General features: G+C 54.9%; 15 protein-coding genes. 5 read left to right on the top strand and 10 right to left on the bottom strand.

Annotation, left to right across the window (positions count from 1 at the left end; genetic code table 11):
* Window positions 1-61 precede the first annotated feature (61 nt).
* Both PHT20_RS03035 and PHT20_RS03030 read right to left on the bottom strand, forming a co-directional pair.
* Complete coding sequence (locus PHT20_RS03035; protein ID WP_301019373.1) at window positions 62-2287, bottom strand: malate synthase G; 2226 nt, start codon at window positions 2285-2287, stop codon at window positions 62-64.
* Window positions 2288-2342: 55 nt separating this feature from the next.
* On the bottom strand, window positions 2343-3104 hold the full coding sequence (locus tag PHT20_RS03030) for a haloacid dehalogenase type II (protein ID WP_300087893.1): 762 nt from the start codon (window positions 3102-3104) through the stop codon (window positions 2343-2345).
* 126 nt (window positions 3105-3230) lie between these two features.
* Between PHT20_RS03030 and PHT20_RS03025 the strand changes: the two genes are divergently transcribed.
* On the top strand, window positions 3231-4457 hold the full coding sequence (locus tag PHT20_RS03025; RefSeq protein WP_300087894.1) for a CaiB/BaiF CoA-transferase family protein: 1227 nt from the start codon (window positions 3231-3233) through the stop codon (window positions 4455-4457).
* 65 nt (window positions 4458-4522) lie between these two features.
* Here the strand turns inward: PHT20_RS03025 and PHT20_RS03020 are convergent, their stop codons facing one another.
* Window positions 4523-5587 carry a hypothetical protein gene (locus tag PHT20_RS03020; RefSeq protein ID WP_301019372.1) on the bottom strand — a complete coding sequence of 355 codons (1065 nt, stop codon included), beginning with the start codon at window positions 5585-5587 and terminating at the stop codon, window positions 4523-4525.
* Between the two features lie 174 nt (window positions 5588-5761).
* Between PHT20_RS03020 and PHT20_RS03015 the strand changes: the two genes are divergently transcribed.
* Genes PHT20_RS03015 through PHT20_RS03005 form a run of 3 tightly spaced genes read left to right on the top strand, consistent with a single transcriptional unit; the run spans window position 5762 to window position 10052 of the window.
* Window positions 5762-7579 (top strand): hybrid sensor histidine kinase/response regulator, encoded by a 1818-nt coding sequence (locus tag PHT20_RS03015; RefSeq protein ID WP_301019371.1) that lies wholly within the window; start codon window positions 5762-5764, stop codon window positions 7577-7579.
* A complete protein-coding gene (locus PHT20_RS03010) occupies window positions 7576-9432 on the top strand; it encodes a hybrid sensor histidine kinase/response regulator (protein ID WP_301019370.1) in 1857 nt (618 codons plus the stop codon). Before PHT20_RS03015 ends, PHT20_RS03010 begins: the two co-directional genes overlap by 4 nt.
* The gene (locus tag PHT20_RS03005; protein ID WP_301019369.1) at window positions 9429-10052 is read left to right on the top strand and encodes a response regulator transcription factor; all 624 of its coding nucleotides are present in this window, start codon (window positions 9429-9431) and stop codon (window positions 10050-10052) included. The genes PHT20_RS03010 and PHT20_RS03005 overlap by 4 nt, the downstream gene beginning before the upstream one ends.
* Here the strand turns inward: PHT20_RS03005 and PHT20_RS03000 are convergent.
* The 5 genes from PHT20_RS03000 to PHT20_RS02980 form a co-directional block, all read right to left on the bottom strand.
* Window positions 10039-10434, bottom strand: coding sequence for a type II toxin-antitoxin system VapC family toxin (locus tag PHT20_RS03000; protein ID WP_301019368.1), 396 nt, complete (start codon window positions 10432-10434; stop codon window positions 10039-10041). The genes PHT20_RS03005 and PHT20_RS03000 overlap by 14 nt on opposite strands.
* An 11-nt stretch (window positions 10435-10445) precedes the next feature.
* On the bottom strand, window positions 10446-10682 hold the full coding sequence (gene vapB, locus PHT20_RS02995; RefSeq protein ID WP_301019367.1) for a type II toxin-antitoxin system VapB family antitoxin: 237 nt from the start codon (window positions 10680-10682) through the stop codon (window positions 10446-10448).
* Window positions 10683-11269: 587 nt separating this feature from the next.
* Entirely contained in the window at window positions 11270-12031 is a 762-nt protein-coding gene (tfpZ, locus tag PHT20_RS02990; RefSeq protein ID WP_301019366.1) for a TfpX/TfpZ family type IV pilin accessory protein, read from the bottom strand.
* Window positions 12032-12101: 70 nt separating this feature from the next.
* Window positions 12102-15851 carry a fused MFS/spermidine synthase gene (locus PHT20_RS02985; RefSeq protein WP_301019365.1) on the bottom strand — a complete coding sequence of 1250 codons (3750 nt, stop codon included), beginning with the start codon at window positions 15849-15851 and terminating at the stop codon, window positions 12102-12104.
* Between the two features lie 99 nt (window positions 15852-15950).
* Window positions 15951-16373 (bottom strand): pilin, encoded by a 423-nt coding sequence (locus PHT20_RS02980; RefSeq protein ID WP_301019364.1) that lies wholly within the window; start codon window positions 16371-16373, stop codon window positions 15951-15953.
* Between the two features lie 239 nt (window positions 16374-16612).
* Here PHT20_RS02980 and PHT20_RS02975 point away from each other — a divergent pair, with 239 nt between their 5' ends.
* Entirely contained in the window at window positions 16613-17116 is a 504-nt protein-coding gene (locus PHT20_RS02975) for a tetratricopeptide repeat protein (protein WP_301019363.1), read from the top strand.
* On the opposite strand, the gene PHT20_RS02970 is transcribed toward PHT20_RS02975, so the two are convergent.
* Window positions 17103-18095, bottom strand: a complete 993-nt coding sequence (locus PHT20_RS02970; RefSeq protein WP_301019362.1) for an Rpn family recombination-promoting nuclease/putative transposase — start codon at window positions 18093-18095, stop codon at window positions 17103-17105. The genes PHT20_RS02975 and PHT20_RS02970 overlap by 14 nt on opposite strands.
* 20 nt (window positions 18096-18115) lie before the next feature.
* The coding region (gene argG / locus PHT20_RS02965; protein ID WP_301019361.1) for an argininosuccinate synthase at window positions 18116-18934 on the bottom strand (819 nt) is incomplete at its 5' end.

Genomic DNA, 18934 nt, shown 5'->3' with positions numbered 1-18934 from the left:
ATAGCTGCTAGCGCTTATGAATCAAGCGCGAGCAGCTATGAATTAAGTAGTTAAAAGGCGTTTATGCAGCACGCGCTGCAGCTTTGAGCTTGAGCCGCCAGCCATGCAGCAGCGGTTCGGTGTAGCCGCTGGGTTGCGCCAGCCCCTTGAACACCAGATCGCAGGCCGCCTGGTAGGCCATCGAGGTGTCAAAGTGGTCGGCCATGGGTTTGTAGAGTGGGTCACCGGCGTTTTGTGCGTCCACCACAGCGGCCATGCGCTCGAAGGTTTCTTTCACCTGGGCTTCAGTCACGACACCATGGTGCAGCCAGTTGGCCATGTGCTGGCTGGAAATGCGTAGCGTGGCGCGGTCTTCCATCAGGGCAATGTTGTGAATGTCAGGCACTTTGGAGCAGCCCACACCTTGGTCGACCCAGCGCACCACATAGCCCAAAATGCCTTGGGCGTTGTTGTCAAGCTCTTGCTGCTTCTCGGCTGGGCTCCAGTTGGCACTGGCGGCCACCGGCACTTGCAGCAGGCCAGCCAGCAGGGCATCGCGCTCTTTGTCGGCATTGATTTTTTCAAGCTCTTTTTGCACGTCTTTCACCAGCACCTGGTGATAGTGCAAGGCGTGCAGTGTGGCACCCGTGGGGCTGGGCACCCAAGCGGTGTTGGCACCGGCCTTGGGGTGGCCAATTTTTTGCTCCAGCATGGCTTTCATCAGGTCAGGCATGGCCCACATGCCCTTGCCAATTTGGGCTTTGCCGCGCAGGCCGCATTTCAAGCCCACCAGCACGTTGTTGCGCTCGTAGGCGGCAATCCAGGCGCTGGTTTTCATGTCGCCCTTGCGGATCATGGGGCCGCCTTGCATGGCGCTGTGCATCTCGTCGCCGGTGCGATCCAGGAAACCGGTGTTGATGAAGGCCACGCGGCTCGCAGCGGCGGCAATGCAGGCTTTCAGGTTGACGCTGGTGCGGCGCTCTTCGTCCATGATGCCGAGTTTGACCGTGCTGTCTGGCAGCCCCAGCATTTTCTCGACGCGGCCAAACAGTTCGCTGGCAAACGCCACTTCTGCCGGGCCGTGCATCTTGGGCTTGACGATGTAGACCGAGCCTTTGCGCGAGTTGCGAATGGCGTCTTTTTTGGTTTTGGCCAAGTCGTGCATGGCTATTGCTGTGGTGACCACGGCATCCATGATGCCTTCAGGAATTTCACGCACGGTGCCGGTTTTGTCGGTGTACAAAATGGCCGGGTTGGTCATCAGGTGCCCCACGTTGCGCACAAACATCAAGCTGCGGCCGTGCAGGCGCACGGTTTTCTTGCCGTCTGGCGCGGTGTACAGGCGGTCTGCGTTCAGGCCGCGGGTGAAGGTTTTGGCACCCTTGGCCACTTCTTCGGTCAAGGTGCCTTTCAAAATGCCCAGCCAGTTGCTGTAGGCCAGTACTTTGTCATCGGCATCCACTGCCGCCACCGAGTCTTCCAGGTCAAGAATGGTGGAGAGAGCCGCCTCAACCACCAGGTCTGACACACCTGCAGCATCTGCCGCGCCAATGGTGGTGGCGCGGTTGATGATCAAGTCAAGGTGCAGGCCGTTGTGCTCAAACAGCACCGAGCTGGGGGCTTTTGCCTCGCCTTGAAAACCGACAAACTGCGCGTTGTCTTGCAAGCTGGTGGTGCTGCCGTCAGCCAGTTTGACGGCCAATTTGTCAGCCTTCACAAGGTAGGCCACCGAGTCCACGTGCGAGCCTTTTTTGAGTGGGGCGCAGCGGTCAAGCACCAGGCGGGCGTATTCGATCACCTTGGCGCCGCGTTTGGGGTTGTAGCCGCCTTTTTTGTTGACCTTTTCGCAACCTTTGGTTTCGTCAATCACGTCCGTGCCGTAAAGCGCGTCGTACAAGCTGCCCCAGCGTGCGTTGGCCGCGTTCAGGGCATAGCGGGCGTTCAAAATGGGCACCACCAGCTGCGGGCCGGCTTGCTTGGCCAGCTCGGCATCGACATGGGTGGTGGTGATGCGTGCCTTTTTGGGTGGTTCAACCAGGTAGCCGATTTTTTCAAGGAAGGCACGGTAGGCGGCCATGTCGGCAATCGGGCCGGGGTGGGCGGTGTGCCAGGCATCCAGCTCGGTTTGCAGGCGGTCGCGCTCGGCCAGCAAGGCGATGTTTTTGGGCGCCAGATCAGCCACCAAAGCGCCAAAGCCTTTCCAGAACTTGGCCGGTGTGATGCCGGTGCCAGGCAAGACTTGGGTGTCGATGAATTGGGCGAGGTTGGTGGCAACTTGCAGGCCATTTTTGGTGATGCGTTCGGTCATGATGGTGGAGGGCAGAGTGAATGAAAGGGGTGGAGCGAAGGGGGCAGTGAAAGCGTCAGGCGGTAAAAAAGTCCAGCACGGCGGTCAGGTTGTGGCCGGTGCGGGTGGGTTGGCAGCCCAGTTCTTCAAACGGCAACTGCGAGCGGTTGACCCACAGGGTTTGAAAGCCATACCAGGTGGCACCCAGTGCGTCCCAGCCGTTGGAGCTGACAAACAAAATGCTTGCGGCAGGCAAGCCGGTAGCCTGCTCACCCAGTGCGTAGGCCTCTGGGTGGGTTTTGAATTTGCGCGCAGCGTCGACGCTGATGACGTGGCCCAGCAGGTCATCCATGCCCGCCGAATACACCGCCGCACGCAACATGGCAGGGTCGCCATTGCTCAAAATCCCGGTGGGAATGCCCATGGTTTTGAGCTGTTGCAACACCGAGAGGTTTTCAGGAAATGCATCCAGGTGCTGGTATTGCGCCATCAGCATTTCAATGGCTGGCTCGTTTTCTATCACAAATTCGGCTGTAGCGCTTGATTCATAAGCGTGAGCAGCTATCTTTTTGATGGCATACACGAGTGCGGCACGGGTCAGCTCAGAAAACGGCCGGTAATGCGCGCCGTGGTTGCAGGTGGTCACCAGGCGTGTGTATTCAATTTGCTTGTCACGCCACAGCACACTCAGTGCTTGCCCGTGGCCGGGGAACAAGTCTTCAGCCAGTTCAGCCACGCTGTACACGTCAAACAAGGTGCCGTAAGCATCAAACAACACCGCACGCGGGGCAGGGGCAGTGGCAGTGGGCTGGTGCGAGGCAGTGAGGGTGTGGTTCATGCTCAGATTTTACGTAACCCAAACGGTGTATCCACCGGCGCTTTGCAGCAACAGCTTTGACCGCCATGCAGGTAATGCACTGTGCCCTGCGCATGGGAAATAATGACCACCCCCTGTATTTGAGAGATGAACCACATGACTGCTCACGCCACTTCCCCCAGCGCTGCGCGCCCCTTGCCTCTGGCGGGTTTGCGCGTGGTGGAGTTCACCCACATGGTGATGGGCCCCACCTGTGGCATGGTGCTGGCCGACATGGGGGCAGAGGTCATCAAAGTGGAGCCGCTGGAAGGCGACCGCACACGCTACCTGCTGGGCGCGGGTGCGGGCTTTTTCCCCATGTTCAACCGCAACAAAAAAAGCATTGCCATCAACCTGCACCAGCCTGAAGGGGCCGAGGTGGCACGCAAGCTGGCGCTCAGTGCCGACGTGGTGCTGGAAAACTTCAAGCCCGACACCATGGCCAAATATGGCCTGGACTACGCCGCCTTGTCGGCCCAAAACCCCAAGCTGATTTATGTGAGCCACAAGGGCTTTTTGCCAGGCCCCTACGAGCACCGCACCGCGCTGGACGAAGTGGTGCAGATGATGGGTGGCCTGGCTTACATGACCGGCCGCCCCGGCGACCCGCTGCGCGCGGGCACCAGCGTGAACGACATCATGGGCGGCATGTTTGGTGCCATTGGCGCGCTGGGGGCGTTGATTCAGCGCGGCATCACCGGCCGCGGGCAAGAGGTGCAGAGTGCGCTGTTCGAGAACAACGTGTTTCTGGTCGGCCAGCACATGCTGCAGTACGCCATGACCGGCCAGCCCGCAGCCCCCATGCCAGCGCGCATTTCCCCCTGGGGGGTGTACGACGTATTTACCGTGAAAGACGGCGAGCAGATTTTTATCTCGGCCGTGAGTGATGCCCAGTGGGCCACGTTTTGCGCGGTGTTTGGCTTGGCCGACCTGAAAACAGATGCACGCTACGCGTCAAACAACGACCGCGTGCGCGAGCGTCCGACGCTGCTGCCCATCTTGCGCGAGCGCTTGGCATCCTACAGCGCTGCGCAAGTGGCGCACCTGATGGAAGCCAACAAACTGCCTTACGCGCCGATTCGCAAACCCGAGGAGCTGTTTGACGACGAACACCTGCTGGCCACCGGCGGGCTGGCGGATATGGTGTTGCCAGACGGCGCGCACGCAGGTGAAACCAGCAAGGCCACGCTGTTCCCGTTCACCATGGATGGGCAACGCCTGGGCGTGCGGCTGAACCCGCCCAGGCTGGGGGCGGATACGGATACGTTGCTCAGCGGGCTGAAATACTCACCTGAGCAGATAAGAAATTTTCGGACTCATCAATGTGTGGGATGAAAAAAAGCCATCCCTCGTGAAAGGAATGGCTTTGAAACACCTTGGAGAGGTTGATCAGTCAAATATCACAGCAATGCAACGTTGATTGCGCCTGCGGCGCAAGCGGCAGAGTAGGTGTAAGTCAAATTGACTGCGCCAGCCAAGCCTTGCTGGCCAGCCAAGGTTTGATTCAACTGGGCATTGCTTGCGGTGCATGAGCCGGTTGCAATGCCTGTGACACAGACGTTCAAGTTCACTGGCGCGTTGATGGTTTGGCCTTGGATTGTTTGTGAAATGTTGCCTGTTGCATTCACACCGCAAGTGCCGGTGCCGCCACCTACACCTGTTCCAGTCACGGTTGTGTTGTTACCTGTGGTGGTGGTGGTCACAGTGCTGCCACCCACGCCAGCGCCAGTGACAGAGGATGTAATGGTGTTGCCATCGATGCTGTAGGTCACGGTTTGGCCATTGGCTGTTTGATAGGCCGCCGAGTATTTACCCGAGAAATTTGTCCACTCTGCCTGGGTCAAGGTTTGATTGGTGATGGCACCGAGGGTTGTGTTGTTGTCTTTAAGGTACTGTGAAACTGCCTTCAAAGCATTGCCATAGGCATTGGTTGTCCCGGTCACAACGGGTGTGGTGGTTGTTAGATCAACGCCAGTGAGTTGAAACTGGGTTGCCAAATTGTTGGCAGCCGTTTTGAACGCTGCAGATGTCACGCCTGTGCCTGTTGGAAATGACGTGGTGAAGGCCATCGTGGTCAAGGGGGTTACCACCCCCGTCACAGCCGTTCCACTCACATTCAGCACCGATTTCATGGGGGCTGATAACGGCGTAGTGACATTCGTTGCTTCATCGGTGTAGGTGCCGCCCGTGACCTCCACAATCACGTCGCCTTGAAAAGGCACGCTGACGGTGTAAGCACCACCCACACCCGTTTTAGTCGTGGCGACGACGGTGCCATCACTGGCCTTTTTAATGGTGACGGTTGCACCGTCCACTGGACCCTTGACAGCCGAACCAGAGACAGTTGTTGTGGTGACAGGTGCAGGTGTTGTGGGGGTTGTCGCAACGGAATCACCGCCACCGCAGGCCACCAGCAAGGTGGCAGCTGATAGCGCTGAGAATGTAAAAGCGAGATGAGTACGCATGGAAACTCCTTTGATACGAGGGGATGAACAGAACCAGTTGATGACTTACCTGTGAAAAACTTCTGAGGCAAGTTCAGTTTAATTTTGTGGAACTGTTTTGTGTACCCCCCCCGTGGAGGGGGAAGACCAGCCGATAGGTTTGCTGGATACTCACGCCAAATTCCCCATCCTTTTGTGAACATTCCTTGGTTTCCCTCCTACCCACCCGCTGTTGAGCAAGAGCTGTTTTTGCTTGGCTACCGCAACCTGCGGGCGCACGCAGTGGGGCATACGTGCTTGTCTTTGCTGGTGGCGGCTGGTGCCTGGATGGCGGCGCCGCATGCGCTGGTGCTGGGCTGGCTGAGCTGGATGCTTGGTTTGACAATGATTTTTTTCATGGGGTTATGGATGTTCAAGGCACTCCCCCATGCCCAACCTTTCCCCCACGCTTTGCTGCAGCGCTGGAAAACCGCTCATTTGTGGATGGTGACCTTGCCGGGCTTGGGGTGGGGCAGCATTGGCTTTCTGTTTGTTCCTGGAGAACAGGTGAACAACCTGATGGTCATGACCTCGTTTGCTGGAGCACTGGCCTACTCAGCAGTCAGCAATGCGCACGATTTGCGTGGCTTTGTGGTCAGTGTGACGCTGGCCAGTGTGTTGCTTTTGTCGCAAATTCCAGCAGCTTTTGGCGACCATGCCGAGGCTGTGGCTGGCATGTGTTTGCTGTATTTGTCCGTCATGGCCTGGGTCGCGCGCAATGCGCACATGACCTTGATCGAATCCATTCAACTGCGCTTGGCCAACGAACGACTGGCGCAAAAAAATGCCGAAATTGCCACCCGTGCCGAGCAGGCCAACCGTGATAAGTCTGAATTTTTGGCGGCGGCTAGCCATGACTTGCGCCAGCCCGTGCACGCCCTGCTGCTGTTGATTGAAGCCTATTGCCAGCAAGAGCCACAGGCTGCTCAGCACCCCCTGATCCTCAACATTGCCACCGCAGGGCAGTCGATTGGCACCTTGTTCAACGCCCTCATGGAGTTGTCACGCTTAGAGAGCGGCATGGAGCAACCGGTGCTGGCTGAATTTGAGTTGACTGATTCCATCAGCCGCATCTTGGCGCGCTCGCGGCCAGAGGCCGAGCGCAAGGGGCTGGCGTTGCGCAGCCATGTGTCACCACGTGCCATGCCCTTGACGTTGTGCACCGACAAGCTGTTGTTGGAGCGCATCTTGGGCAATTTGGTGTCAAACGCAGTGCGCTACTCGGCGCACGGTGGCGTGCTGCTGAGCTTGCGCCCGGCGCCTGGGGGCGATGGCTTTTGGCTTGAGGTGTGGGACACCGGGTTAGGCATTGCCCAGCAAGACCAAACCCGCATTTTTGACCCCTATGTGCAAGTGGCCAACCGCGAGCGTGACCGCACCAAAGGCCTGGGTTTGGGGCTGGCCATCGTGCGCCATGCCAGCCAATTGCTAGGTTTGGGGTTGACCCTGCGCTCGCGCTTAGGGCGTGGCAGTTGTTTCAGGCTGCACGTGCCAGCTGCGTTGTGTGTCATGCAAGTTCACACTCTGGCACCCAGCCTGGATGCGGCTCAACAACTCACCCAGGCTCTGATGGTGACGCCATTGACTGGACGGCGTGTTTTGCTGGTGGATGACGACCCCATGATTCAGCAAGCCATGCAAGCGCTGCTGGGCAGCTGGGGCATAGACCTGCGTTGCGCTTTGACGGGCGATGCCAGTGCCGTGCAAGTGTGTGGCATAGATTGGCAGCCCGAATGCGTGCTGTGCGACTTTCGCCTGCCAGGTTCCATGGACGGCATTGAAATGCTGGACTATTTGCAAGACTGCTTTCCGCAGTCTGTGGGCATTTTGCAAACGGGTGAGTTGGTGCAAACCGTACAAGCGCGTGCCGAAGAGGCGGGCTACCTGGTGCTGTTCAAGCCCGTGGCGCCTGCGGTTTTGGCGGCCACGCTGGGCATGGTGCTGCAGTCTTCCAGACAAGCGGGTGTGTCATGAAGCTGCGCGTTAAGCCACCAAGTCAATGGTTTCCTGAGTTTGAACCCGAGGTCGATCACGCCCTGTTTTTAATTGGGCATCGCAACTTGTTGACCACCGGTAGGAGCCAGTTGGCGCTGTCCGCTTTGGTGGCTTTGGCGGTGTACAAGCAGACCAATCTGGTGATTTTGACCGTTTGGTTGGCGTGTTTGATGTTGTTAGGGGTGAGTTACATGGTGCTTTACCAGCACTTTCTCCATGATGTGAGTTTGCCTCCGCCCCATGTGGCTGGGGTCATGCGCTGGCAGCGTTACCGGCGCACTTTGCAATTCATCAGCGCCGTGGGGTGGGGCAGCATGGTGTGGTTGATGGTGCCAGGCGCGACAGTTGAAAACGCCGTTTTGATGACCGTGTTCACTGGCGTGGTGGGGCATGCTGCGGCGGGCAATTCAGCCAACGACTTCAGGGGTGTGGTCATCAGCGCCATCACCACGGTGGTGGTTTTCGTTTGGCACATTCCGGCCATTTTTGGTGAAGATGCCTTGCCTTTGGTGCTGATGCTGATGCTTTACGTGGTGGCCTTGATCTCGTCGCTGGGAAACACCCACCGCTCATTGCGCCAGTCGATTCGCCTGCAGCTGGAAAACAAAGCGCTGGCCATCAGCAATGCCGAGCAGGCGGCACGCGCAGAAAAAGCCAACCGCGACAAATCAGAATTTTTGGCTGCAGCCAGCCATGACTTGCGTCAGCCGGTGCACGCCTTGCTGCTGCTGATAGAGGCCTACCGGCAGCAACTGCCAGCGGCGGCAGATCACCCGCTGATGCAACACATCACGCAAGCGGGTCAATCGATCAACAGCCTGTTCAACGCCCTGATGGAGCTGTCACGTCTGGAGAGTGGGATTGAAAAACTTACCTTGACGGAATTTGATCTGCACGCAGCCATGCAAGATGTGCTGGCGCGTATCAGGCCTGAAGCCCAGGCCAAGGGGTTGCACTTGCGCCGTTTTCAGAGCCGATGGCTCACGCACGTGCAGCTTTGTACCGACTTGGTGCTTTTCAAGCGTATTTTGGCCAATTTGCTCAGCAATGCCGTGCGTTACACACCGCATGGTGGCGTGTTGCTGGCACTGCGCCCGGCTCACCCCATGGGTGAATTGACAAGTCAAGGGCTGTGGCTTGAAGTTTGGGACACTGGGGTAGGCATTGCGCAGGCAGATCAAACGCGCATTTTTGACCCCTATGTGCAAATGGGCAACAAGGAGCGTGACCGCAGCCAAGGGCTGGGGTTGGGGCTGGCCATTGTTCGCCATGCCTGTGATTTACTGGGTTTCAAGGTCACGGTGACCTCGGTGCCGGGACGCGGCACCCGCTTCCGGCTGACCTTGCCCGGCGCTGTGGTGCTAGCGCAAGCCAAACCACAACTGGCATCGCCCCCCACGGCAACTGACGCCCAAAACCTGGTACAGGCGGGGGTCTGGTTGCGAGGGCGGCGCGTGTTGCTGATTGATGACGACCCCCTGGTTCAGCTGGCCATGCAGGCGCTGTTGAAAGAGTGGCAGTTGGATGTGCGCGCCGCCATGTGTGGCGATGCGTCGGTGCTGCAAGTCTGTGAAGCGGGCTGGCAGCCTGAATGTGTGCTGTGCGATTTTCGGCTGCCAGGCGCCATGAACGGCATTGAGCTGCTAGACTTTTTGCAGCAAACATTCCCCTCAGCCATCGGGCTGTTGCTCTCGGGTGAAATGGTGCCCACGGTACAACAAGCCGCAGAAGACGCGGGCTACATGCTGCTGTCAAAACCCGTGGATGCAAGTTTGCTGGCTTACACCCTGGGGGCGTTGCTTGAGCGCCGACATGAAGAAAGAAACCCATGAATATTTTGATTGTGGATGACCACCCGCTCACGTGCCAAGGTTTGGCTGCCTTGCTGGCCGCCACGCAGGCTGGGGCGCAGGTGCAAAGCGCCTATTCGGCTGAGCAAGCGCGTTTGGCACTGCAAAAATTACCCCGTCCGGATTGGATTTTTTTGGACATCAACTTGCCCGACGACCCACAGCACGAGCTGTTCAAGTGCTTGTGCGAATCCACGTGGATAGACCACACGGTGCTGATCTCTGCTGACCCAGAGCATCGGCTCATTCGCAAAGCGCTGGCGGCAGGGGTGCGCGGTTTTATTCCCAAAACAGCCGACCCAGCGTTGGTGCTGGATGGCTTTGCCCGCATTTTGTCGGGCGAGTTTTATGTGCCCCCCGCTTTGGCTGCACAGATGCATGACACCGCGGCTCCAGATTCCCGTGCTTTGTCGCCGCGTTTGCAGCAAGTGCAGGCCTTGCTGCTGCGCGGCACCGCCAATAAATTGATGGCAAGGCAACTGGGGCTGTCAGACCACACGGTCAAAGAATACGTGTCATCTGTGCTGGCTTTTCATGGCGCTGCCAACCGGCTGGAACTGGTGCTGAAGCTGTCCAAAGAGCCAGGTGTCAGTGTCGGTTAACCCAATTCTCAACTGCAAGTCCAGGGTAGGCAGCAAAATCGGCCTCGTTGTTGGTCACCAGCGTCACACCCAGTGAGAGGGCGTGAGCGGCAATCAATTTGTCCAATGCGTCACGGCTACGCGCCTGATTGGCATAGCGGGCAGAACCGTAGGCTTTGGCTGCAGCGGCTTCAAAGGCCACAACCGGGACATCTTCTAAAAAACTGATCAACTGCGCCCGGTTGGATACGGCCCTGTCCCCAGAACAAGTCACCGCGTATTCAAGCTCGGCCAAGGTAATGGCAGAAATCACCACTTCGCCAACAAAACATTGATCGAACCGCTCTTTAACCTCAACCGGCTGATGTTTCATCAAGTAGATGCAGATGTTGGTGTCAAGCATGTACTTGGGTTTCATAGGGCTTCGCGCTCACCTTCCATGTTGCTGCCGCGACCTTCGACCATGAAGTTGGGTGAGAACCGGGCGAGCTTACCCAAAACATCCCCCATACGCCGATGCGCCGGGCGAATGCGCAATTCATCGCCGTCGCGCTCAATCACCAAGTCGATGTCCCACGTGCTGTAAGCCAGCTCTGCCGGGATTCGCACCGCCTGAGAGTTGCCGTTTTTAAAAATTTTTGTAGTTGCCATACGCCCTCCTTGAAGTGAAGAATATGCAAAGTACTGCAAAACAAAGCTTATTGTAAATACATGGATGTACAAAATACCATGCACTTGATGTCGGCGCCGCATGGGTCAGGCTGGCTTGGGAATCGCTCCTTCCCCCGCTGGGGGAAGGCTGGGATGAGGGCTGGTTGTTTGGTTGTCTGGCAGCTTGTCCTTCGCCACCTTGCAGGGTGGCAAGTGATGCTACTTCAGATAAATAAAATTAATAGCTGCTTACGCTTATTCTGTAAGCTATAGTGGCCTAAATGATATATAAAACCAACAGCCCCAAGCCACTGGATTCAAGTGACTTTGGATACTGAAATCGCGTGCTTTTATGCTTCTTTGGCGGCGCAGCTTTGAGTTCAGGGGGGGAATTGGAATCTGCCCCGATTACCTCACGACAACTTGCAACGGGCGTGGAATTTGGAGGACTGTCAGGCAAAGTACGGTTGCATCAGCCAGCCGGCAGAACGCGGCATTGACGGTCTGGCTGCGCCTGATGTCTGCCCGATGGGACACCTTTGAAGGTGTCATTTGCCGGAAATGCCAAGTGTAAAAAAGGCCAGTTATCAGAAAGAATCCAAAGGCATGAACGCTACAACCTCGGCAGTTATCGGGTCAAGAAACACTGTCCAAAATGACTTTCGCCCGACCAAGGGCACATAGCGTAGCGTCTCTGCTTGGCGTCCGGTACTTGCTACTGCTGCATCAATAGCCGCGGCCTGCCCGACAAAACGGGTTTTCAAGTTGGCTACTGGTTTGGCTGCCTGCAACACCTGTGATTTGGCGGACGCATAAGGTTGCCATAAATCTGGACGGGCACTGAGCGACAAGCCGTTCAGCGCCAACAGGGTGGCATCTGCCTGCTCCCCAGAATCACGGAACGGCCGCAGTGATAACAAACTCGGACCAAGCAGTGGCGTGGCATCGATCCCGGTAGGTACTTTGGCCAGCAACTCGGGCGCAATATCAATCGCGTGGACGACACTAAAACGGTCATACTCAAACACCAGATGTACTGGCCGCGCCACCGCCACTGTCCACACTCCGTAGCTCAGTGCACCTAGCTGGATCAGGACGACAACAGCCAAATCGCGCCGCAATATCTGCAATGGCTTAGAGCGGTTAAAAACAGCCAAGGTGATCAAAGGGCCAAGAATGACATCCACTGAGACCACAATCAGAAACAACTCACGGCCACCCGATATTTCGCGGTAGGGGTAGGGATACCAAAGTCCAAACACCAATGCTGCAGAAAAAAGTGCAATGGCGATACTAAGGCCTAAATGTATACCGCTGGCCTTGAAGCGGTCTTTCCAAATTAAGTTCATGGTTTTGCCAGGTCGTAAAGCTGTTTCACCTGTCCCGATTGTGGATATATGTCTAATTTATTGTTTTTACTTATTTTAACTTACTACCAATCAATTCTGGAGTATCTGTTATTGATGTTAATAATTTCATGTTAATCTGAAATGATCTATCGGGTGGTGAGGCGTTTGCCTTGGGCCTACTATATTCCAGTCTCAAATTATTGTCAGTCGAAATCCACAGCGATTGGTCGATACCCACCCGGTTCAAAAACACGTCCACTTGCGCAGGTGTCAGTAACAAGTCGTCAGCAATATTGGCAAATGTGCGCCCGGCCAGTTCACGCACTGGCTGCAGCCTTACTAAGGTGTCTAGCGCTGTGATGGTGTGTGATGAAGGTTTATTTTTTGCCGCATCATTTGTAGCAATCAATATACCCTGTCCCCCAACAACATACAACGAGACGTAAGTAAACTCGCTACGCAATGTGCCAATAATCGTCAATAAGTCAGTTGGAGCCATATGGTGCAATTGAACCCACTGCTGCAACACCCCATCATGCCGTAACTTGGATCGTGCTAACTGATAAAACTCACGGTTGTAAAGTGATGCCGCCCCTGCAAACCAAATGGAAGTAATTTCAATGCTGATCACATCGTAGTTTCTACGTGTCAGGAGCAAAAAGTTTCGTCCATCCGTAATATGTGTCTGGACACCCGGCAAGCCAGACACCCGCCTGTTGATGTCAGGAAAATAAGTGTCAGAGAGTGTGACAACATCCCGGCTTAGCTCAGCAATATCAATATGTCCGAAACCTGCGTCGTGAAACACTCTACTGGTGGCACCCGTACCGTAGCCAATGACCAAGGCGTTATCGCGGTGATCTTGGTGCAGCAGCGGCAGCGCGGCAAACCCAATCTGTGCCTGAACCTCGCCCTTGCTGGCATCGTTACCCTGAAACTTGCCATTGGTCAGCAGCGTTGTTATCTTTTGCTCGCCATCTCCGCTGCGAGTTACTGTGGTCAAACCACCGTCAATGCTTTCTGCGTGGTCAATCACCTTGCCCCAGTTTTGGGGCGCAAAGTACACATTGGCACCGCTGCTGAGCATCTCATAATCCAAGCGTGTCGGGCTCAGCCAGACCAGCAAGGCGACAACAACCGCACTCATGCCAACCCAGCGTTGTGTCTGGCTTGAAGCAATTGATGTTGCTACCACCGCTGCGATACACATCGCGCTCACGGCAATGATTTTTGCCGTGATCAGCCCACCCAACCAGGGCAACAACACAAAACCAAACAACAATACCCCTACGATATTGCCAAAGGTGTTGATCGCGGCACTCCACCCAAGCATGGTGATACCGCGCCGACGGGTAGCCGTGGTAGCCAAATCCATGGCCAGGGTGTAACTCAGCCCGATGCAGACCGTGGGCGGAATCATGACCAGTGCACAAACGATGGCACGCACCGCTTCGCGCGACTGAAACGAGGTCACCAGTGGATAGCCAGCAAAACTGGCGAAGTAAGCCGGAATCATGTCCCACCCCCACGCCCCCAGTGCCACTGCTGCTGCCAAGCCCAATTGCGACAGCGCCAGCCAGGCAGCGCGGTCAGCCTTGGCGCAAGCCAGCAGTCTGCGCCCTGCCTCACCACCTAATGCCAGCCCGACCAAAAAAGTCGCCAACATCAAACCAAACGCATAAACACTGTTGCCCGCCACGATGGACAACAGATGCACATAAACCACCTCCAGACCCAGTGACAAAACCCCGCCCACGCCCAGTGCCAGCCAGGCACCAGCAAGCACCCAGCGGCCACCAAGCTGGGTGGACTGGTTGATCTCATGGTTGCCAAAGGCTGTTACGCCGGTCGGCAACTCAAGCATCACCGCAGAGCGCTTGGCCAGTTCCAGTGCACCCAACGCCACCAGCAGATTCATCATGGCTGCAATGAGCGTTGTGGAGTGCGCACCAACCAATGGGATCACCAGATAGCTGGTCAAAATGGCACCTAAGGCGGCGCCCGCTGTATTGCATGCATACAGCCACGCGACCGATCCACCCAAATGGTGGCCACTCGGGTTGAGTGCCTGTGCCAGCAAGGGCAATGTGATACCCATCAGTACCGTCGGTACCAGCAACACGCTGGCACCCAAGGCCACTCGCAGCATCACCAGAGTCGGCGATGCCGGTGGTACATCTGCGGCAAGAAAAACATAAGCTCCTTGTAACGCTGCAAACAGGGTTGGGGTCAAAACGCAGAATCCCGCGATAGCCAGTTCAACCATGGCATAGGCAGCGATCGGGCGGGTCACACGCGCTGCGAGTACCCCTCCAAGTAGCGAACCAATCGCCATACCGCCCAAAAAGGTTGCGAGGACTGTAAAAGTGGCGGTGGCGGTACTGCCAAATACCAACGCCAACTCTTTGGCAAAAAGGACTTGGTAGATGAGTGCAGCAGCGCCGGATGCAAAAAACATCAGACCCATTCTTTGAGTCAAGCTGGGTGATTCAAAGACTTGCGGCTGTTTTGTCAGTGTGTGGTGCGGTTCAATGAGGTCTGTTGTCAACACATCGAAACGGGACATCGCACTGGTTTGCATCACCACAATTAACAATGTACCCGCGATTAATAGCCAACAGGTCCATGGGTAATCAATAAAAAAAGTGATTTGGTTGCGTAACAGTAACACCCAGATTAGCCAGCACCCAAATCCCAATGCCACGGTTCGCCAGCGTTCAGATGTTGAAAATGCTACCCCAGTGGTTGTTAATGCAACTGCGGCAAGAGAGAACGGCACAGCAACAATCAAATCTATGACGTAATGTTCACCTAGATACAAGGTAGCCAATGACACGCATAAAGTCATTGCTATCATTACAATTTTAGAAAAAAAAGTAGTCTTAGACTGCAACCATATAACTGTAGCAGTAAACATCCAGCCAAAGTGCATCGATGGCATTCCGTTACGTGGGTTAGGGCCAACACCTGTCGTTAGCTCCAAAAGAAGTAAGTTAGGTTCCCGTAATTTAGAAATATATTCACTTGGGCCAAAAATATATTTTGGCCCAGTAATTGGGAAAAAATGATATGAAATTATTGCGCATAATGTTATTACAACCCATAACAATAATGCATTCGGGAGATAATTTTCTTGTTCTTTAAGTTGTTTCAAACAGAGTGCAAGAAAAGCAAGCGGCGTGGTACCATATGCAAGCCACAGTAGTTCCCGTAGTCCAGGAATGGTTTCTACCAAATGATTTATAATTGGGATTATATTTAATCCAGCGGATGCATCAAATTTCAAGGCATAAATATCGTAGGTATATGGGTGAAGTGATACTGTTAAATCAAGTGCAGATTTTGGCACAAGTGCAAAAACTACCATGAGAAGTAATAACCATCTAAGATTAGATTCAATGAGTGAAGCTGAGTTAATTTTATTGTTAAAAACTCTCCATAATAAATAAATTAAAGATGGTGTAGCCATACTTACGGCCAAAAAAGTAACAACCCCAAATTCAGCATCACTAAACCACCCTATGTCTATGTCATTATGTAGTGTTTTCCATAAGAAATAAGTCGAAATTGGCCAAGTCAGCATGATTACGCGTTGCGCAAATATACTTGGCATTGATCCCCAAAATATCACGGTAATCAGGAATGCATAGCCTCCAAAAGCATTAATAAATGCCTTTGGAGATGGATTAACTGCAAAGGAATACAAAAACTGCCCAGGCCAACTTGTCAAGCCAACAGAAGCACTAATAGAAATAAATATTAAAGCCAAGAAAAAAATATTTGTTGCTTTTTTTGAATCTCGTATATATCTATTATTCATATTTATATGTATACATTGAATTTTATAAAAGAAAAAGCCTCTTATAAAAGAGGCTTTTTCTTTTAGCCGACAATAGTCGGATTGTATGAATTTAGAATATTACTTGCAGCTTGATGGCCGATATTTTTCTAAAATGGTTCCCGAGCAAGCCCAATTCAAAACACCACCGCCAGCATCAGTTGGGGTTAACGTTATCGTATTGGTAGAAGATGTCAATTGAGAAATACCTGTAGTAGAGGCAGTAGCTGTGATTACACCAGAAGCTTGTGTAACACTAGCTACGTTGGTAGTAGATTGAGTGTTTATTGTCAATGAGGTAGATGCTGGAAACGCCCCATTTACTTGGTAAAACTCAGCAACAGCAACTTTCCCACCAGATGCAGCCAGAATAACTTCGGTAACCTTTGCACGCACCGTGTAATCCTGATAAGCCGGCAAAGCCACCGCGGCCAAAATACCAATGATCGCCACGACGATCATCAACTCGATCAGGGTAAAACCCTTTTGCATAGAACGCTTCATAGTGAGCTCCAAAAAGTTAAGAATAAAAACAACGAAACCGTTAAATTAGTAGCAGTTTCCGTGCCAGCCTTAAAAAAGCCACCACCCAAGGATTTTCCACCTGTTTGGGGGGTATTTCCCGTGGTCACAGCCTGAATGTGTTTTGGTTGACACGCTGTTTCAGGTGCCACAAGTGATTTGACACTCGGTTTCTAGTGCCGCTGGCACCTTGCAGCACTGCGCAATGCTATCCTTCAGTCATGACTGACACCCAGCCCACACGCCTGAGCCTTGACACGGTTTGTGCCATCACTGAAACAAGCAAGAGCACTTGGCGTCGGCGCATTGCCAAAGGCGAATTCACGCGGTTGGCTGATGATGCACGGGGTCGTGCCATGCTTTTATGGTCTGAGGTGGCACCGCACATCTGTGTGCGCCTTGCGCCAGAAGACAAACAAATGGTCGTGCTGGCTGATGCTGGCCACGCCGAAGCACAAGATGACTTGGGGCAACTTTTTTTGATGTCAGAAAAATACCCGGCGGCCGTCTATTGGTTCGGGCTGGCAGCCCAGCAAAACCACCCCGACGCCATGCAATGGCTGGGGCACTGCCACCTCAACGGCAAAGGTGTAGCTGCGGATGAAAACTTAGGGCTGATGTGGGTGGCCAAGGCCGCTGCGCTGGGCCATGTGATTGCGCAGAGGCTGATGAAGGCGTTGATCGGGGCGCGTGCTGGGTGTTCCGCCGCCGTCAATGGTCGCTGAAAACTTCTGCCAGGCTGTGGGCGTCAAGAATGCGGTCAGCCCAGGTTTGCAGTTGCTCTTCAGATGCTGCCCGCAAGCGAGCATGGGTACTGAGGCTGAGTGGGCCAAAGCGTTTCATTAAAAATTTTTCAAGCATCGTGACGTTGGCTTCATGCTTGCCTTCAAGCTTCCCTTCAAGCCTGCCAAGCAAGGCGCCTTCTGCCATTGCCTTGGCACGCCATTTGTCTACGTTTTCTTCAATCATGTCACTTCCTTTGAGTAGATCATCCATGCCGGGCATCACCAAGCCAGGCATTTTGGCGTTCAGGCGGTAGTGCATCCACTGCATCACCGCCCGGTCTATGGTTTGTTTGAAAGGTGATTTTGCCACCGCACGGCCCAGGTAGCGTATGGCAGCGATGACTTCGTCGGTGTCTTGGCTGTGCTCCATGCGAAAGATGGCAGCCATGACGCGCTGCAAGCCGTCAAGGTAGTCAGCGCTGAATCGGCCTTCATCAAGCAGCCAGAATTTCAGGCGGGGTTGGAATTCGGTCAGCACTTGGGGGTGGGGCTGTATCAGCTCAAAAACTTCAGGGCTTCCAGTCCAGCGGGCGTTGCCGTTGTAGAGCACGATGGGCAGCACTGGGGGCAGGCCATCGGCCAGGTTGACCACTTTGCTGCGCACCAGGTGGTCGTACAAAGCGGCCACGTATTGCATCATGCGCACCGGCATGCCGTGGTCAATGGAAGACTGAAATTCAAGCAGCAGATACAGGTAGATGCGCTGGCCTTGGAGTTCAATAGACCAGACGATGTCGTCCTCACGCTTTTTCATGGCCGGGGTGATGAAGCTGCCCGGCTGCGGGCGCAGGGTGCTGTAGTCCAGCAGTTCGGTCAGCCCCGGCGGGGCAAAAACTTCAAGCAGCTCACGCACCAGGTCAGCGTGTGAGAACAAAAATTTGTAGCCTGAGTCGTGCAGGTGGTGCGGCGGGTGCGTCATGTGCGCAGGTGACGGACGACCTATTTGCCTTCGCCCAGCTTCAAAAAGTCGCCATCTTTGCCCAGCGACAGCAGGCCGCTTTTGGCGTACATGCCGAGCTTGGCGCGGGTGTCGACAATGTCCAGGTTGCGCATGGTCAGCTGGCCAATGCGGTCGGCGGGGGAAAACGGCGCGTCTTCAACCTTTTCCATGCTCAGGCGTTCGGCGGCGTAGGTCAGGTTGGGGCTTTCGGTGTTGAGCAGGCTGTAGTCGTTGCCACGGCGCAGTTCTAACGTGACGCTGCCGGTGATGGCGCTGGCCACCCAGCGTTGGGCGGTTTCGCGCAGCATGATGGCCTGGCTGTCAAACCAGCGGCCTTGGTACAGCAGGCGGCCCAGCTTGCGGCCGTTGTCACGGTATTGTTCGATGGTGTCTTCGTTGTGAATGCCTGTGACCAAACGCTCATAAGCTATAAACAACAGAGCAAGCCCGGGTGCTTCATAAATGCCGCGGCTCTTGGCCTCGATGATGCGGTTTTCAATCTGGTCGCTCATGCCCAGGCCGTGGCGGCCGCCGATGCGGTTGGCTTCCAGCATCAGGCTGACCAGGTCTGGGTACTCTGTGCCATTCAGCGCCACCGGGCGGCCTTCTTCAAAGCGCACGCTCACTTCTTCGGCTTTCACCACACAGTCTTCGCGCCAAAACGGCACGCCCATGATGGGGTTGACGATCCGAATGCCTGAATTTAAAAACTCCAGGTCTTTGGCCTCATGCGTGGCGCCCAGCATGTTGCTGTCGGTGCTGTAGGCTTTCTCGGCACTCATCTTGTAGCCAAAGCCATGCGCGGTCATGAACGCGCT

The sequence above is a fragment of the Rhodoferax sp. genome (assembly GCF_028715765.1).
GTDB lineage: Bacteria > Pseudomonadota > Gammaproteobacteria > Burkholderiales > Burkholderiaceae_C > Rhodoferax.
This window is presented reverse-complemented; position numbering and strand designations above follow the sequence as displayed.

Coding starts and splice junctions, on each gene's coding strand:
- PHT20_RS03035 (WP_301019373.1), bottom strand. CDS start 2,287: ATGACCGAACGCATCACCAAAAATGGCCTGCAAGTTGCCACCAACCTC.
- PHT20_RS03030 (WP_300087893.1), bottom strand. CDS start 3,104: ATGAACCACACCCTCACTGCCTCGCACCAGCCCACTGCCACTGCCCCT.
- PHT20_RS03025 (WP_300087894.1), top strand. CDS start 3,231: ATGAACCACATGACTGCTCACGCCACTTCCCCCAGCGCTGCGCGCCCC.
- PHT20_RS03020 (WP_301019372.1), bottom strand. CDS start 5,587: ATGCGTACTCATCTCGCTTTTACATTCTCAGCGCTATCAGCTGCCACC.
- PHT20_RS03010 (WP_301019370.1), top strand. CDS start 7,576: ATGAAGCTGCGCGTTAAGCCACCAAGTCAATGGTTTCCTGAGTTTGAA.
- PHT20_RS03005 (WP_301019369.1), top strand. CDS start 9,429: ATGAATATTTTGATTGTGGATGACCACCCGCTCACGTGCCAAGGTTTG.
- PHT20_RS03000 (WP_301019368.1), bottom strand. CDS start 10,434: ATGCTTGACACCAACATCTGCATCTACTTGATGAAACATCAGCCGGTT.
- vapB (WP_301019367.1), bottom strand. CDS start 10,682: ATGGCAACTACAAAAATTTTTAAAAACGGCAACTCTCAGGCGGTGCGA.
- tfpZ (WP_301019366.1), bottom strand. CDS start 12,031: ATGAACTTAATTTGGAAAGACCGCTTCAAGGCCAGCGGTATACATTTA.
- PHT20_RS02985 (WP_301019365.1), bottom strand. CDS start 15,851: ATGAATAATAGATATATACGAGATTCAAAAAAAGCAACAAATATTTTT.
- PHT20_RS02980 (WP_301019364.1), bottom strand. CDS start 16,373: ATGAAGCGTTCTATGCAAAAGGGTTTTACCCTGATCGAGTTGATGATC.
- PHT20_RS02975 (WP_301019363.1), top strand. CDS start 16,613: ATGACTGACACCCAGCCCACACGCCTGAGCCTTGACACGGTTTGTGCC.
- PHT20_RS02970 (WP_301019362.1), bottom strand. CDS start 18,095: ATGACGCACCCGCCGCACCACCTGCACGACTCAGGCTACAAATTTTTG.